This is a genomic window from Paenibacillus sophorae (assembly GCF_018966525.1).
Lineage (GTDB): Bacteria > Bacillota > Bacilli > Paenibacillales > Paenibacillaceae > Paenibacillus_AQ > Paenibacillus_AQ sophorae.
Map to the genome: position 1 here is coordinate 3,174,266 of NZ_CP076607.1, position 13,798 is coordinate 3,188,063.

Genomic DNA, 13,798 nt, shown 5'->3' on the forward strand with positions numbered 1-13,798 from the left:
ATAACAAGTGTTGCTTACTGAACCCTGCCGTTAGATTTCCGCAATCAGCGAAAGCAGATAGCCAACCTATGTGCTTATCGAAAGTAACGGTAGGGGCTGGTAAGAAACCCCTGCTTCTAAACGAAGTGTAAGCTGGGGAGGTTCATTGACAATAGTCATTGTTTACGTCCAACACCAGATGCTAAATTTTACAAAAAGGAGCGATAGTTGGATATGCTAAATGAAGAGCTCAAGTATAAAACTATGTTTACTTCTTTGGTGAGCACGATAGATGAAATTAGTGTCTTAATTCTTACTAAACAAGAAATTAATGAAGAAAAAAAGAAGGAGCTATACGGTGAGCTGGCCGATATATCTAACTTGGTTGAAAGCGAAATCGTGATACCAAAGAATTTGGTATCTACGCTATTTAATTTTTACATATTGGTTCATAGTGATGCTGCTTTTAATCAAGATAAATCATCGTTATTTTTTCTTGGTCACTTGCAAGAATATATTGAGAAAATATTTGGTGAAAATTCATAATTATCTAATATTATGCAGAAGTTTGAAAGGAGAAAGCATATGGCGTTCAGCATGTGCTTTCTTTTGTATGGATCCTTTCGTATATGATTAACTTATCCAAGTTGTGTCTGCTTTTGTAACTTGCCATTTTCCGTTTTTGTATTCAACAATGACTTTCGTTCCGATTGCTCCGAGGCCAGATCTATACTTAGAACCTTCGATCACCATTTGATTCTCTGAAATTTCAGTCTTTTCGACACGCAGCAGCACGCCATTAAGCGCCATTGTCTGGGGGTCATATAACCCCTTGTCCTTTAGCTGCTCATAACTCGCTTCCATTACCTCAACATTGTATTTAGCAAAAAACTTTAGAATTTGTTCCTTGTCTGTTTCATCAATATCCTTAAAATTACTCATGTCAATTGCAATAAATTTCATACCGCCGTTCAGACCTTCATCAATGGGCATGTATGCATCTAGCGCCAAACTATACAATTCTCCCATATCTTTTGCATGATTGGTGTTCGTGCATGCGGTTGTTAACATTACGCAGAGTAGAACCAACCCCCAAAATAGTTTCTTTAATCTCATTTTCATTCCTCCTTTACTTCATCAGACGTTACATATTCTGGAATTGTTTCAAGTATGAATAGAACCAATCTCGCTGCCCCTCTTGCCCCTGTATATTATAATAGATGAAGTCAATTTTTCATTTTCACCGAAAGAAAGAGGCGAGCAAGGATCATGGGCAAGTACCGTACTTATCTGTTTTTAATTTTGGCTAATCTGTTCTGGGCGGGAAATTATGTGTTCGGCAAGTATGTGGTGGCGGAGATGACGCCGGTGCAGATGACGTTTTCTAGATGGCTGATCGCGGTGTTTCTGTTGTTTCCAATCGCACAGTTCGTGGAACGCCCGAACTGGAAGAGCGTCTTGAAAGAGTGGAAGATCTTGCTGCTCATGTCCGTACTGGGCCTGGTCGGCTATAACTTTTTGCTATACGAGGCGCTGCGGTTTACGACCTCCATGAACGCCGCGCTCGTCAATGCGATGAATCCGGCGCTGATCGTGTTGTTCTCTTCCTTTTTTCTCCGGGAAAAAATCTCGCTTGCCAAAGGTGTGGGACTGCTGGTATCGCTGCTCGGCGTGCTGCTGGTGCTGACCAAAGGGCAGCTTCAGTTGATTTTTCAGACCGAATACAATCTCGGCGATCTGCTGATGCTGGCCGCGATTCTCGTATGGACGTTCTATTCGATCCTGGGACGGAAAATGAAAGGGTTGCCTCCAATCTCAGCTACTGCGGTTTCCGCTCTGCTGGGGCTAGTGCTCGTTCTTCCTTTCTTCCTGGCTTCGGGCATGAAGCTGCCGCTGAGTCACCAGGCAACCTTGGGCATTCTGTATATCGGCCTTTTTCCTTCGGTGGGGTCATTTATTTTCTGGAACGCGTCGATCCGCGAGATCGGGGCCAGCCGGGCGGGGATTTATCTGAATCTGATCACGGTGTTTACGGCCATTCTCAGCATGCTGCTCGGCAATCCGGTCACGCTTGCGCAGGTGCTCGGCGGGCTGCTTGTATTTGCTGGGGTATACATAACCGGGAGAAAAGACAAAGGGGTAAGAAGCTATATAAAATGAACTTAAGAATCATAAAAGGCGGAGCGACGAAGAGAAAGCTTGGAAGTGGAGGAGCGTCAGCGTTCGCCTTTGTTTTCGGATTTATACCCGCAAACAGCAGTCCTAATCCAAGCATTTCTCGCAGTCTGCGACAATCCTTATGTAAAACAAAAGTTCAGTTTATATAGCGCTAGTCTTGCCCGTTGTGATACACTTAACCTGAATGTCGACATGTATTTTAAGGAGTAAACCTGATGATAGATCCGAAGCTTAACATAGGGTTGGGAGAACAGCTGACCGATATTTTGCGGATGAAGATCGTTGGCGGCCAATTGGAGAATGGGCTGAAGCTGACGGAAACCGCGATAGCAAGCGAATATGGATTAAGCCGCGCTCCGGTGCGGGAAGCGTTCCGCAATCTGGAATACGAAGGTCTGCTGGATATTACCAAGCAGGGGGCTGTCGTAAAGGTCCTTACCGAAAAAGAGGTCAACGAGTTCTATAACGTCCGCTACATGCTGGAATCGTTTGCGCTCAGCCACATTCCGCCCGAAGCACGGGATTCCATTATCCGCTTCCTGGAGACATCCGTTGACAGAATGGAGTTGGCGCTGGGCCACAAGGATGCCGACGAGTTCGCGGCGCAGGATATCGCGTTTCACACCAAGGCGTTCGAGGTGATTGACCACAAGTTCATCAAGCTCTTCTGGGCGAACATAGACAAGTTGTGCCGGGCGATTCTGATTGTGGGAACGCGCCGCCAGTTCGACAAGGGAGAATTTGAATACAAGCGCCAGGTGGTCGACAAGCACCGCCAGATTGTGGCCGCCCTGAAGGAAGGCAGCAATGAGGAGATTCTGGCTGCGCTTCGCAATCACTTTCACTATAACAGCTGGATTGATAAAAAAGAATTCTGATGAAAAATGAATTCTGACGCAAACCGCTCCCCTGAGTCGATAGGGCTCGGGGGAATTCTTTTGTCTATCATTGTCGACAGAAATACTTGTTGACAATTATGCGCTTTCATTTTAAAATTCGGATGTAAGCAATTGCTGAACAGTCACAAGCTTTGGTGAGGAGGAGAAGATGGAGCTGAAATTTACTGCGCCAAGCGCGCCGGGACTGCACCGGATCGTCGGACGCGAGAACAGCTGCCTGGAAGTGTTGGAGCTGTTCGTGCTGAACCTGGCTTCAGGCGGGGCGCAAACCATTGAGCTGGAGGGCAGCGAGGCAAGCCTGGTCTGCATCGAAGGCAAGCTACGGGTGACGGCTGCAAGCAGCGAGTACATGTTATTGCCGGGGGACGGCCTGTATGTTCCGAGAGGCCAAACGGTCAGGGTTGAAGGCGTCTCTGAACAATCCAGGCTCGTCATGGCAACGGCTGAAGCATGGAGCGACGCGGAGTATATTTATGCGGATTACGGCAGCGCATACCGGGAGAAGGAAGTCCACGGGAGGTATAACTATACCCGTGATATCGCGAATCTGCTGACCCGTTCCGACCGGGCGAGCCGCATAGTAACAGGCATCACCACAGGGCAGGATGGAGCCTGGACCAGTTGGCCGCCGCATCATCATTCCGACACACTGGAGGAAATCTACTTCTATTTCGATATTCCCGCAGACGGCTTCGGTGTTCATGTGGGAATGCTGTTGGACGGAACCGAGCAGGCGGAGATCGTCCGTTCGGGCGATGCGGTCATTATTCCGAGCGGCTATCATCCTACGGTGGCGTCGCCGGGCGCGCGAATGAAATATGTCTGGTTTCTGGGAGCCAAGGGAAGCGAAGAGGATCGCCGGGCTCCGTCCGAGGATCACCCTATTTACAGGTGACTATGATTTGGTTAAGCGTTGCTGCACAGCGCTTAATCAAACAGCAGGGAATTGAAAGCGCAATCATCAATCTTTTCCTAAACCGGTGCCACTAGAGTACGTCAAGGCGGCGGAGGAAACGGGAGGGTCATGCTATGTATTTCGGTAGTATTGAAACATTGGAACAAACGAAGCGGCAGTATCCGCCGGCTATTGTGAGAGCCCTTCAGTATTTGAAGGACAACCGGGAGCAATTTCTGTCCATGGATGCCGGAGTTTACCCGATTGAAGGACAGCAAATTTACGCCCAGGTCGTCAACCTGGAGACTAGAAAGAAGGAGGATACCCGGCCGGAGGTGCACCGGAAATACATCGATGTGCAATTTTCCGTGGAAGGCAATGAGCGGATCGGGTTTGCGGCGGACACGGGAAATAATGTTGTCGATGAGGATTTGGCGGCGGAGAAGGACATTATTTTTTATAAGCAGGCGGAGAATGAAATGGAGCTTCTGATGCAGCCCGGGCAGTTCGCCGTCTTTTTCCCCGAGGATGTTCATCGTCCGGGCTGTGAGAACGGAGGCGGCGCGGCTTTGCGAAAGGTGATCGTAAAGGTAAGCACAGCTGCCTTGTAACAGGGCGGCGGTCTGTCGGCTGTACCGATAACCCCCATTTTAATGAAGAGAGGCGTGAGAGGGTATGATCTTTTCCAACATTGAAACTGGAGAAGCCATCGAGAAAAAGTATACGGAGCCTGTGGTCCGGGCCATCCGGTACTTGAAGGAGCATCAGCATGAGTTTCAGCATATGGAGACAGGCATCTATCCGATTGAAGGTGACGATTTCTTTGTCCAGGTCTTCGATGTCACAACCAGGCAGAAGGAGGAGGCCAGACCGGAAGTGCACCGCAAATATGTTGAACTGCACTACTCGGTGGAGGGGAAGGAACGAATCGGCTTTGCGGTGGATTTGGGCAAGAACAAGGTGACGGAGACGCTGCTGGAGACCAAAGATGCGATCTTTTACGCCCAGATCGACAGGGAAGCGGAGCTTGTGCTGGAACCGGGTGATTACGCGATTTTTTTCCCCGAGGATGTTCACCGGCCGATCTGGGAGCATGGCGGCAAGACATCGATCCGCAGGGTAGTTATTAAGATCAACGAAGCCATTATGTAGGTCTATTCGCTTGGAAACTTCTTATAACAAGGGGTGTCAATGGGAATGATCAGCGAAACTCGAAAAATACCTAACAGCCGTTGGAAACGGATTTTGCCTCCGCTGTTGATTGTGTGCATTATTTCGTTTATGGACCGTGTGAACGTGAGCTTTGCCATATCCGGCGGGATGGACAAAGAACTCGGTATGACTGCCGGCATGGCCGGGTTCGCGGCGGGAATATTCTTTTTCGGATATTTGTTTCTGCAAATCCCCGGAGGGCAAATCGCCGCTAAGAGCAGCGGCAAAAAGTTCATTGCCTGGGTGATTCCCTTCTGGGCCGTTGTTTCCATATTAAGTGGCTTGGCAACGAGCACGACTGAGCTGCTGGTGCTTCGGTTCTGTCTCGGTGTTGCGGAGGGCGGCATGCTGCCGGTTGTCCTGACGATGTGCAGCAACTGGTTCCCCAATGAGGAAAGAGGCCGGGCGAACGCCATCGTGCTGATGTTTGCGCCCATCGCCGCCATCATCACCGGCCCCATTTCGGGATTCATCATTTCCATTTACGGATGGCGCGAAATGTTCATTATTGAAGGGATTGTTTCGCTGATTGTCCTTATCCCCTGGCTATTAATGGTCAGTGATCGTCCGCAGCAGGCCAAATGGATCAGCAAGGAAGAGCAAGCGTACATTGTCGGCAAGCTGGAAGAGGAGCAGCTGGCGATTGAGCAGGAAAATCAGGTGAAGCATGCATCGATTAAGGATCTGCTGCCCAACAAGTCCATGTGGAAGCTTATTGCCCTGAACTTCTGCTACCAGTCGGGCGATTACGGATTCTCCATGTGGCTGCCGACCATGCTGAAGAAATTGACCAACAGCGGAATGGGCATGGTGGGCCTGCTGTCCAGCTTGCCATGGATTGCTTGTATTGCGGGCATGCTGCTGTTTTCGGGCCTGTCCGACCGGACCGGACGAAGAAGGGAATTCGTCATGATTCCGCTGCTGGGATTCGCGCTGTGCCTGCTGCTGTCTGTAACGATTCACGGGAATATCTGGTTCTCGTATATCTTTCTCATCGGAGCCGGATTCTTCGTCAAAGCCGCAGGGGTGGTGTTCTGGGCGATTCCTCCGCGTTTGTTCAGCAAGGAAGTTGCTGGCGGAGCCCGGGGAGCCATCAACGCCCTCGGGAACCTGGGCGGATTCTTTGGACCCTATATTGTCGGATTTCTGATTCAAATCTTCAATTATAATGTTGGAGTATACAGCCTTGTAGGCCTGCTGGTCGTATCTGCGCTTATTACCGCCACGCTGCCCCGGTCGGTTCAAACGAGAACGAGTAAGAAAGCGGCCTAATGCATCTTAAAGAGAGCGGCGTAAGAATCGCAGCGGATTCATAACCCCGCATAATACAGGAGATGGAGGAACCGTACTATGGATTTATCTGATTTTTCACTGGAAGGAAAACTGGCAGTCGTTACCGGAGGCAACAGGGGGCTTGGACAGGGCATGGCGATCGCGCTGGCCAAGGCCGGAGCGGATATCGTATCCGTTCAGCGAAGCGGGGAGTCCCCGGAAACTTTGGCTTTGGTGGAAGCGCTGGGCCGCCGCTGTTATGCGGTCGCCTGCGATTTGGCAGAGCTGCAGACGGGGGAAGATCTTGCCGCAAATATTGAGGATCAATTCGGTCCTGTCGATATTCTGGTCAATAACGCGGGTATTCAGCGCCGCCATCCGGCAGAGCAATTTCCATTAGAAGAATGGGACCTGGTAATGCAGGTTCAGCTTCGCTCGGTGTTCATGCTGTGCCAGGCATTTGGGAAACGCATGCTCGAAAGAGGCTCTGGCAAAATCATCAATATCGCCTCTCTCTTGTCCTTCTCCGGCGGCTTGACCGTGCCCGCCTATGCGGCAGCGAAGGGAGGGGTCGCCCAGTTGACCAAGGCATTGGCCAATGAATGGTCCTCCCGCGGAGTGAATGTCAATGCCATTGCACCCGGTTATATGGCGACGGAGATGAATACTGCCCTAATCGGCGATTCGGTCCGCAGCGGGCAGATTATGGACCGGATTCCAGCCAAACGCTGGGGTTCGCCGGAGGACATGGGCGGAACTGCTGTCTTTCTCGCTTCCGAAGCAGCGCGTTATATTCACGGACAGATCATTTGCGTGGACGGAGGCTGGATGGCAAGATAGCTTGCGGTTGGCCTGGGAATAACCAGCTTTATGCTAAATGATCAAATTCAAAATATCAAAAGGAGTGAATCATTCATGTCAAAATCCCGTGTCTATGTTACATATCCGTTGGGTGACAATATTTTGGCTCTGCTGCGCGAACAATGTGAAGTGGTGATGAATCCGGAGGAGCGGAGCTTGAGCCCGGAAGAGCTGATTGAAAATGCCCGGGGCTTCGACGCCGTTCTGACAGTGTCCGCCGGGGTTAATGAGGAGGTGTGCCGGGCGCTTGCTTCCGATTGCAAAATCTTCGCCAACTACGGTGTCGGCTACAACAATATTGATGTCGAGGCCGCAACAAGACACGGCATTTATGTCAGCAATACGCCGGACGTTCTGACGGACGCCACCGCGGACTTTGCCTTTGCCCTGCTGCTGTCCGCCGCCCGGCGGGTTGTGGAATGCGACTTGTACGTGCGGGCCGGCAAGAAGAACTGGGGACCAATGAATTTGATCGGCGCCCAGGTCAGCGGCAAAACCATCGGTATATTGGGCGGAGGCCGGATCGGCAAGGCCGTGGCGAAGCGCGCCCAGGGCTTCAATATGCGGATACTATACAACGATCAACGGCCGAATCCCGATTTTGAGGCGGAGACGGGCGGTATTTTCGTAGATAAGAACACGCTGCTGAGTGAATCGGATTTTGTATCCGTTCATGTGCCTCTGCTGCCTTCCACCCGACATCTGATCGGAGCGGATGAGCTGGGCATAATGAAGCCGAGCGCTATCCTGATCAACGATTCGCGGGGGCCCATTATCGACGAACAGGCGCTGGTAACCGCGCTTCGAGACGGCATTATTGCCGGAGCTGGCCTAGACGTGTTCGAGTCCGAACCGGAGCTTGCGTCGGGACTGGCTGAGCTTCCGAATGTGGTGCTGGCTCCCCATGTGGGCAGCTCCACCACCGAAGCCAGAGTAGCCATGGGCGAGCTGTGCGCCCGGAACATCTTCGCGGTGCTAGGCGGAGGAACGCCGATAACCTGCGTAAATCCGGAAGTTGGCGTGAAGGCCTAAGCTACCGGACAGAAAGGCTGCCGGCGAATCTGCTTCAGGACCAGCGGGATTATTTCGGCGCGCATACGTATGAGAGAACGGACAAAGAAGGTGTCTTCCATACCGAATGGTAGATTAGCCGCTGCTTCAGGCAAAGCCATCCCTAACCCGGGATGGCTTTTTTGTTATGACTTATTGATTGCAGCTTAAGGTTGAACGATAATGAGAAGGCGGCTGACCGTTAACGGAGCCAACATAATTTCCACATATCCCGCGTTTATAATGAATTTGTTCCATTCAATATTATAATAATGACGGGAGAGATGAAGGATGAATTGGTCTTCGCTGCTGGTGCTGGTATGCCCGCTGATGATGGTTGTTATGATGCTCGGGATGAAGGGAGCGCATGGACACGGGCATGGCAAAAAGGATTCGCACGGCGTTTCCGCATCCGATTCCGGCATCCGGCAGGAGCTTGACGAGCTGAAAGTGCAAAATGCGCAAATGAAGCGGGAGCTTGAAGCCTTAAGTGGTTATCAAAAAGCGGAATAGTACGGAATGTGCAGCATAGGTAACCGTGAAAAAAGAAGGTGACGATGATGGCGCAGCTCCGTGCGCTTGTTGTGGATGATGAATGGAATATGCGCAATCTACTGCGTATTTATTTGTTGAAGGAAGGCTTTCGGGTAAGCGAAGCATCGACGGGACGGGAAGCGCTGTCCATAATGGATAAAGAACCGTTCGATATCGTGCTGCTCGATGTAATGATGCCCGACATGGATGGCTGGCAGGTATGCCAGGCTGTCAGGAAAAAGAACAGCGTGCCGATTCTCATGCTGACCGCCCGTTCCGAGACAAAGGACAAGATCCGGGGCCTTGAGATCGGGGCGGACGATTATCTGACCAAGCCGTTTGAACCAGAGGAACTGGTGGCCCGGATGCATTCGCTGATCCGCAGGGCGTCCCTGGCTCAGTCAGCGGTTCCGAGGGAGCATGTGCTGAGGTTTCAGGGGCTGGTCATCCGTCCGGATGCCCGCGAGGTGTCCGTTATGGATAGCGGGGTTGAGCTGACGCCGAAGGAATTCGATCTGCTGGCCGTTCTGTCCGGGAACCTGCAGCGCGCCTTCAGCCGGGATGAGCTGGTGGAACGATTATGGGGAATGGACTTCGAGGGCGAAACCCGGGTAGTGGACACCCATATCAAAAATATTCGCGAAAAGCTGCAAAAAGCCGGCCTTGGCTACAATCCGGTTCAGACCGTCTGGGGAGTAGGCTATAAATTCCAAGTGCCAGGTGAAATCCAATGAAGAACAATAGGATCGGCTTGAAGCTAGGCCTTGTCATTTCCGGTCTGTTTCTAGTCGTGCTGCTGTTTCTGGGCGTCGCTGTCGACCGGATGTTCACCAGCTTTTATTATGCCAATATGCGGACGGAAACGGAGGAGCTGGCCTCTCATTTTAGCGTCATGGCCGAGTCTTCGGAAGGCGATACCATGGGTATGATGGGGACGTTCGCCGAATTTTCGGGCGTCGGCATTTATAATGTGCGCCGGGACGGAAACGTCATGATGCACTCGGGGGTTCAAGACCCCGGGTGCCTGTCATTTATCCGGGCTTCGGACGTTGACGCAATTTATTCGGGACAAAAGGTAAGTTATCTCTATAAAGACCCAGCGGGCGGGCGTTATTTCGTTTCGGGCGAACCGGTAGTAAAGGAAGGAAAGGTCGTCTCCGCTCTGTATATTATGGCCTCCACCGAAAGAATGGACCGGTCGTTGGCTGGAGTGCGAAAATTGCTGATTCTCTCCGGCATTGGAGCGTTTTTGCTCGCTTTGGGCAGCACCTGGATTATTGCCCAATTTCTGTCAAGGCCGCTGCTGCAGATGCAGAAGGCTACCCGGAAGATTGCCGCCGGAGAGCTGGAGACGAGAGTGGATATCGGGAGCAAGGATGAAATGGGCGCGCTTGCCGGGGCGATTAACGATTTGGCGGTCGATCTTCAGCGTTACCGGGATTCGCGGCAGGAGTTTTTTGCCAATATCTCACATGAGCTTCGGACGCCGATTACCTACCTTGAGGGGTATGCGAACGTTGTAAAAGAGCGGCTGTACGAGACGGATGAGGAAAAGGACCGGTATCTTGACATTATCTATATGGAAGCCCGGCGGATTCAGCATCTTGTGGACGATCTGTTCGAGCTGGCCAAGATGGAGGAAGGCAAGATTAGCCTTGAGCCGGAATGGGTTGACTTGGCGGAACTTACGGAGCAGGCGGTCGAAAAGACGAAGCTTAAGGCCGGGAACAAAAGCCTGGAGCTCCAATTTACCGTTCAAGGAACGCCGGAACCGATGTATACGGACGGTGCCCGGATGGAGCAAATTGTGCTGAATCTGCTGGAAAATGCAATTCGGTACACCGAGCGGGGAACGGTGAACGTCCGTTTGTCGTTCCAGCCGGGTGCGGTGAAGCTTGCCGTACAGGATACGGGAATCGGAATCCCAGCCGACGAACTCCCTTTTATATTCGAACGATTTTACCGGGTGGAAAAATCCCGATCCCGAAGCCATGGCGGCACCGGCCTGGGGCTGTCCATCGTTCACAAGCTGACGGGACTGCTCGGAGGAAAAATAACGGTTGCCAGCAGGCTAGGGGAAGGAACCTGTTTCGAGCTTCATTTTGAGCTGGAGCCGGAGCCGCGGGAGGAACATTTATGAAGAAAATCGAATGGCTGATCGCGGTTCTTCTGATCGGAATGGGTATGATGTGCATGAGCGTCTCGGCGCTTTCTTTCCGAAGCATGCCCCTTATGCATTTGGGGGTAGGGATGATGAGAGTGTTCGCCTGTTTTGGGACGCTGGCAGTACTTCTTCTGCTGTTCCTCGGATGGGCGGCGTTCAGAAAGAAGCGTTAATTTCGGCTTAAAAAGGTTTACCCGGCTGTGCTCATCCCTTATCCTTAAGGAAAAAGACGGCGCGATTCGTTTGACTGCGGTCCGGACAACAGCGTCTATAAAAAGGGGGGAGCAAGCGATGGCCTGGTCTTTTTATCCTCTGGGAGACTCGGCGGTATCAGTTGAATTTGGCCAGAGCATTAGTGCAAAGATACACAAAGAGATTAGAGCGGCCGTACATCGGATTGAAATAGATCCCTTCCCCGGCTTTATCGAATGTGTACCTTCCTTTGCTGCGATAAGCGTATTTTATGATTTGGCGGCGCTGCGCATTCCGGACCGGAACCGGACGGCGTTTGACCATGTTTGTTCTATCCTGCGCGATAAGCTGATGTTGACTGGAGACGGCCTGCGGGATGAAAGCACAAGGATCATTGACATTCCGGTCTGCTATGGCGGGGAATTTGGCCCGGACCTTGGGCTTGTGGCGGAATCGAACGGTTTATCCGAGGAGGAGGTCGTTTCGATTCATGCCGGAGAACAATATCTTGTATATGCCATCGGCTTTGCCCCGGGTTTTCCTTACCTGGGTGGAATGCCGGACACAATTGCGGCACCGCGCAAAAAGACACCGAGGCTTCGCATTCCCGCCGGCTCGGTCGGCATTGCCGGTTCCCAAACCGGAATCTATCCCATAGAGACGCCGGGAGGCTGGCAGATTATCGGCCGGACTCCGCTTGAACTGTTTCGGCCGGACGAATCGCCGCCGACCCTGCTCCAGGGAGGGGATTATATCCGGTTTCGCCCCATCGGACAGGATGAATACCTGAGATTGCGAAGGATGCAGCCGTGAGCATTGAAATACATAAACCGGGCCTGCTTGCGACCGTTCAGGATCTTGGCAGAACGGGCTATGGGAAATACGGTGTAATCGTCTCGGGAGCGATGGACCGTTTTGCCCATCGCACGGCGAACTGGCTAGCGGGGAACGGGGATGGAGCGGCGGCGCTTGAGATCACGCTCTCGGGCTTTGCCGCCGAGTTTAAGCAGGATCACTGGATTGCGATAACGGGAGGCAATATGGCTCCCGTTATCGACGGGAGGGCGGTGCCGATGTGGCGTCCCGTGTTCGCTCAAAGAGGAAGCAGGCTGGTTCTCAAGCAGCCGGTCTCCGGCTGCCGGGCGTATTTGGCGGTATCCGGCGGATGGGATGTTCCCAAGGTAATGGGCAGCCGCAGTACGTACTTGCGTGCCGGGATCGGCGGATTTGAGGGAAGAGCGCTTAGAGCGGGAGATGAGCTTCCCGTAGGCCAGGGCCGACTGCGGGCTCCGGCGGCGCTCACGGGAGATGATTCTTTTTATGCGGTTTCCTGGGCCGTTCCCTGGTCGGTACTTCCTGCCTACAGACAAAACCCGGAAATCCGGTTCACCCGGGGCCGCCAGTGGGACGACTTCACTCACCGCAGCCGGCAAGCTTTTATGGAGTTATCCTACAAGGTAACTCCACAATCGGACCGGATGGGCTATCGCTTATCCGGACCGTCTCTAGAGCTGGAATCGCCGCGTGAGTATCTTTCCGAGGCCGTAGCGCTTGGGACGGTCCAGATTCCGGCGGACGGGCAGCCGATTGTGCTGATGGCCGACCGCCAGACACTGGGCGGCTATCCGAAGATTGCGCAAGTCATAAGCGCGGATCTCCCCGTGATGGCCCAGGCTGCGCCGGGAGGACATATCCTGTTTCGGGAAGTAACGCTTGGAGAAGCCGAAGCCCTGTATATACGCCAGGAGCGCAAGTTGAAGCGGCTTGAAACGATGATCAGGCTGAAGCTGAAGGAGGGTTATCATGCTTGAGGTGGATTTGAATTGCGATATGGGAGAGAGCTTTGGCGCTTATACAATCGGCGCGGATGAGGATTTGTTACAGGAAGTCACCTCGGCGAATATTGCCTGCGGGTTCCATGCGGGCGATCCCTCCGTCATGCGTAAGTCGGTCCGGTCCGCACTGGCATCGGGGGTGAGTATCGGAGCCCATCCGGGCCTGCCCGATCTTACGGGCTTCGGAAGAAGGAATATGGACATTACTCCCGAAGAGGCGTTCGATCTCGTCACCTACCAGATTGGAGCATTGGAGGCCTTCGTCCGGCAGGAGGGAGGGAAGCTCCGGCATGTCAAACCGCACGGCGCTTTGTACAATATGGCTGCGGCATCCCGTCCGCTTGCCGACGCCATAGCCATGGCCGTCCACCGGTTCGACCCGTCTCTGGTGCTGTACGGCCTGGCCGGAAGCGAGCTGCTTGCCGCCGGCCGCGAGGCGGGGCTGCCCACGGCAAGCGAAGTATTCGCCGACCGTACCTATCAGCGGGACGGGTCGCTGACGCCGAGACGCCAGGCGGGCGCGGTCATTACCGATATGGAGCAGTCGGTCCGCCAAGTGATCCGTATGGTAAAAGAAGGCACGGTTGCTGCTGTGGACGGCACGGTAGTCCCGCTTGAAGCGGAGACGGTCTGCATCCATGGAGACGGCGCCGGCGCAGCCGTATTTGCCAGAGAACTACGCCGGCGGTTGGAGGCAGAAGGAATCACAGTTAGGCCGAAGCAGTAG

The 13,798-nt window shown here is 52.8% G+C and carries 17 protein-coding genes and 1 pseudogene; 17 read left to right on the forward strand and 1 reads right to left on the reverse strand.

The window, feature by feature from the left end; genetic code table 11:
* The first annotated feature begins 207 nt into the window (after positions 1 to 207).
* Positions 208 to 525 (forward strand): hypothetical protein, encoded by a 318-nt coding sequence (locus KP014_RS14880; RefSeq protein WP_139210656.1) that lies wholly within the window; start codon positions 208 to 210, stop codon positions 523 to 525.
* A gap of 87 nt (positions 526 to 612) precedes the next feature.
* Here KP014_RS14880 and KP014_RS14885 read toward each other — a convergent pair whose 3' ends face one another.
* The gene (locus KP014_RS14885; protein WP_036595567.1) at positions 613 to 1,095 is read right to left on the reverse strand and encodes a hypothetical protein; all 483 of its coding nucleotides are present in this window, start codon (positions 1,093 to 1,095) and stop codon (positions 613 to 615) included.
* Positions 1,096 to 1,248: 153 nt separating this feature from the next.
* Between KP014_RS14885 and KP014_RS14890 the strand changes: the two genes are divergently transcribed.
* The 16 genes and pseudogenes from KP014_RS14890 to KP014_RS14965 all read left to right on the forward strand — a co-directional run bounded on the left by KP014_RS14890 (position 1,249) and on the right by KP014_RS14965 (position 13,798).
* Positions 1,249 to 2,139: a DMT family transporter gene (locus KP014_RS14890; protein WP_036595569.1), complete on the forward strand. Its 891-nt coding sequence runs from the start codon at positions 1,249 to 1,251 to the stop codon at positions 2,137 to 2,139.
* Positions 2,140 to 2,372: 233 nt separating this feature from the next.
* Complete coding sequence (locus tag KP014_RS14895) at positions 2,373 to 3,035, forward strand: GntR family transcriptional regulator (protein ID WP_051500099.1); 663 nt, start codon at positions 2,373 to 2,375, stop codon at positions 3,033 to 3,035.
* A gap of 169 nt (positions 3,036 to 3,204) precedes the next feature.
* Positions 3,205 to 3,951, forward strand: coding sequence for a 5-deoxy-glucuronate isomerase (locus tag KP014_RS14900; protein ID WP_051500103.1), 747 nt, complete (start codon positions 3,205 to 3,207; stop codon positions 3,949 to 3,951).
* A gap of 134 nt (positions 3,952 to 4,085) precedes the next feature.
* Positions 4,086 to 4,562 (forward strand): NanQ anomerase/TabA/YiaL family protein, encoded by a 477-nt coding sequence (locus KP014_RS14905; protein WP_036595572.1) that lies wholly within the window; start codon positions 4,086 to 4,088, stop codon positions 4,560 to 4,562.
* 64 nt (positions 4,563 to 4,626) lie between these two features.
* Positions 4,627 to 5,103, forward strand: a complete 477-nt coding sequence (locus tag KP014_RS14910; RefSeq protein WP_051500105.1) for a NanQ anomerase/TabA/YiaL family protein — start codon at positions 4,627 to 4,629, stop codon at positions 5,101 to 5,103.
* Between the two features lie 45 nt (positions 5,104 to 5,148).
* Complete coding sequence (locus KP014_RS14915; protein ID WP_051500106.1) at positions 5,149 to 6,435, forward strand: MFS transporter; 1,287 nt, start codon at positions 5,149 to 5,151, stop codon at positions 6,433 to 6,435.
* Positions 6,436 to 6,513: 78 nt separating this feature from the next.
* Positions 6,514 to 7,275: a 2-dehydro-3-deoxy-D-gluconate 5-dehydrogenase KduD gene (gene kduD / locus KP014_RS14920; protein WP_036595574.1), complete on the forward strand. Its 762-nt coding sequence runs from the start codon at positions 6,514 to 6,516 to the stop codon at positions 7,273 to 7,275.
* Between the two features lie 75 nt (positions 7,276 to 7,350).
* On the forward strand, positions 7,351 to 8,328 hold the full coding sequence (locus KP014_RS14925; RefSeq protein WP_036595576.1) for a 2-hydroxyacid dehydrogenase: 978 nt from the start codon (positions 7,351 to 7,353) through the stop codon (positions 8,326 to 8,328).
* Positions 8,328 to 8,441 (forward strand): annotated as a pseudogene (locus KP014_RS14930) (hypothetical protein); the annotation flags it as partial. The gene KP014_RS14925 and the pseudogene KP014_RS14930, both read left to right, overlap by 1 nt.
* 196 nt (positions 8,442 to 8,637) lie before the next feature.
* On the forward strand, positions 8,638 to 8,859 hold the full coding sequence (locus KP014_RS14935) for a hypothetical protein (protein ID WP_036595578.1): 222 nt from the start codon (positions 8,638 to 8,640) through the stop codon (positions 8,857 to 8,859).
* Positions 8,860 to 8,906: 47 nt separating this feature from the next.
* A complete protein-coding gene (locus KP014_RS14940; RefSeq protein ID WP_036595592.1) occupies positions 8,907 to 9,614 on the forward strand; it encodes a response regulator transcription factor in 708 nt (235 codons plus the stop codon).
* Positions 9,611 to 11,020 carry a sensor histidine kinase gene (locus KP014_RS14945; protein ID WP_036595579.1) on the forward strand — a complete coding sequence of 470 codons (1,410 nt, stop codon included), beginning with the start codon at positions 9,611 to 9,613 and terminating at the stop codon, positions 11,018 to 11,020. Before KP014_RS14940 ends, KP014_RS14945 begins: the two co-directional genes overlap by 4 nt.
* Positions 11,017 to 11,217, forward strand: a complete 201-nt coding sequence (locus tag KP014_RS14950) for a hypothetical protein (protein WP_036595581.1) — start codon at positions 11,017 to 11,019, stop codon at positions 11,215 to 11,217. The genes KP014_RS14945 and KP014_RS14950 overlap by 4 nt, the downstream gene beginning before the upstream one ends.
* Positions 11,218 to 11,335: 118 nt before the next feature.
* Positions 11,336 to 12,049 (forward strand): 5-oxoprolinase subunit PxpB, encoded by a 714-nt coding sequence (pxpB, locus tag KP014_RS14955; RefSeq protein ID WP_036595582.1) that lies wholly within the window; start codon positions 11,336 to 11,338, stop codon positions 12,047 to 12,049.
* Entirely contained in the window at positions 12,046 to 13,047 is a 1,002-nt protein-coding gene (locus tag KP014_RS14960) for a 5-oxoprolinase subunit C family protein (protein WP_090834615.1), read from the forward strand. Before pxpB ends, KP014_RS14960 begins: the two co-directional genes overlap by 4 nt.
* Complete coding sequence (locus tag KP014_RS14965) at positions 13,040 to 13,798, forward strand: LamB/YcsF family protein (protein WP_090834616.1); 759 nt, start codon at positions 13,040 to 13,042, stop codon at positions 13,796 to 13,798. The genes KP014_RS14960 and KP014_RS14965 overlap by 8 nt, the downstream gene beginning before the upstream one ends.

Coding starts and splice junctions, on each gene's coding strand:
- KP014_RS14885 (WP_036595567.1), bottom strand. CDS start 1,095: ATGAGATTAAAGAAACTATTTTGGGGGTTGGTTCTACTCTGCGTAATG.
- KP014_RS14890 (WP_036595569.1), top strand. CDS start 1,249: ATGGGCAAGTACCGTACTTATCTGTTTTTAATTTTGGCTAATCTGTTC.
- KP014_RS14895 (WP_051500099.1), top strand. CDS start 2,373: ATGATAGATCCGAAGCTTAACATAGGGTTGGGAGAACAGCTGACCGAT.
- KP014_RS14900 (WP_051500103.1), top strand. CDS start 3,205: ATGGAGCTGAAATTTACTGCGCCAAGCGCGCCGGGACTGCACCGGATC.
- KP014_RS14905 (WP_036595572.1), top strand. CDS start 4,086: ATGTATTTCGGTAGTATTGAAACATTGGAACAAACGAAGCGGCAGTAT.
- KP014_RS14910 (WP_051500105.1), top strand. CDS start 4,627: ATGATCTTTTCCAACATTGAAACTGGAGAAGCCATCGAGAAAAAGTAT.
- KP014_RS14915 (WP_051500106.1), top strand. CDS start 5,149: ATGATCAGCGAAACTCGAAAAATACCTAACAGCCGTTGGAAACGGATT.
- kduD (WP_036595574.1), top strand. CDS start 6,514: ATGGATTTATCTGATTTTTCACTGGAAGGAAAACTGGCAGTCGTTACC.
- KP014_RS14925 (WP_036595576.1), top strand. CDS start 7,351: ATGTCAAAATCCCGTGTCTATGTTACATATCCGTTGGGTGACAATATT.
- KP014_RS14935 (WP_036595578.1), top strand. CDS start 8,638: ATGAATTGGTCTTCGCTGCTGGTGCTGGTATGCCCGCTGATGATGGTT.
- KP014_RS14940 (WP_036595592.1), top strand. CDS start 8,907: ATGGCGCAGCTCCGTGCGCTTGTTGTGGATGATGAATGGAATATGCGC.
- KP014_RS14945 (WP_036595579.1), top strand. CDS start 9,611: ATGAAGAACAATAGGATCGGCTTGAAGCTAGGCCTTGTCATTTCCGGT.
- KP014_RS14950 (WP_036595581.1), top strand. CDS start 11,017: ATGAAGAAAATCGAATGGCTGATCGCGGTTCTTCTGATCGGAATGGGT.
- pxpB (WP_036595582.1), top strand. CDS start 11,336: ATGGCCTGGTCTTTTTATCCTCTGGGAGACTCGGCGGTATCAGTTGAA.
- KP014_RS14965 (WP_090834616.1), top strand. CDS start 13,040: ATGCTTGAGGTGGATTTGAATTGCGATATGGGAGAGAGCTTTGGCGCT.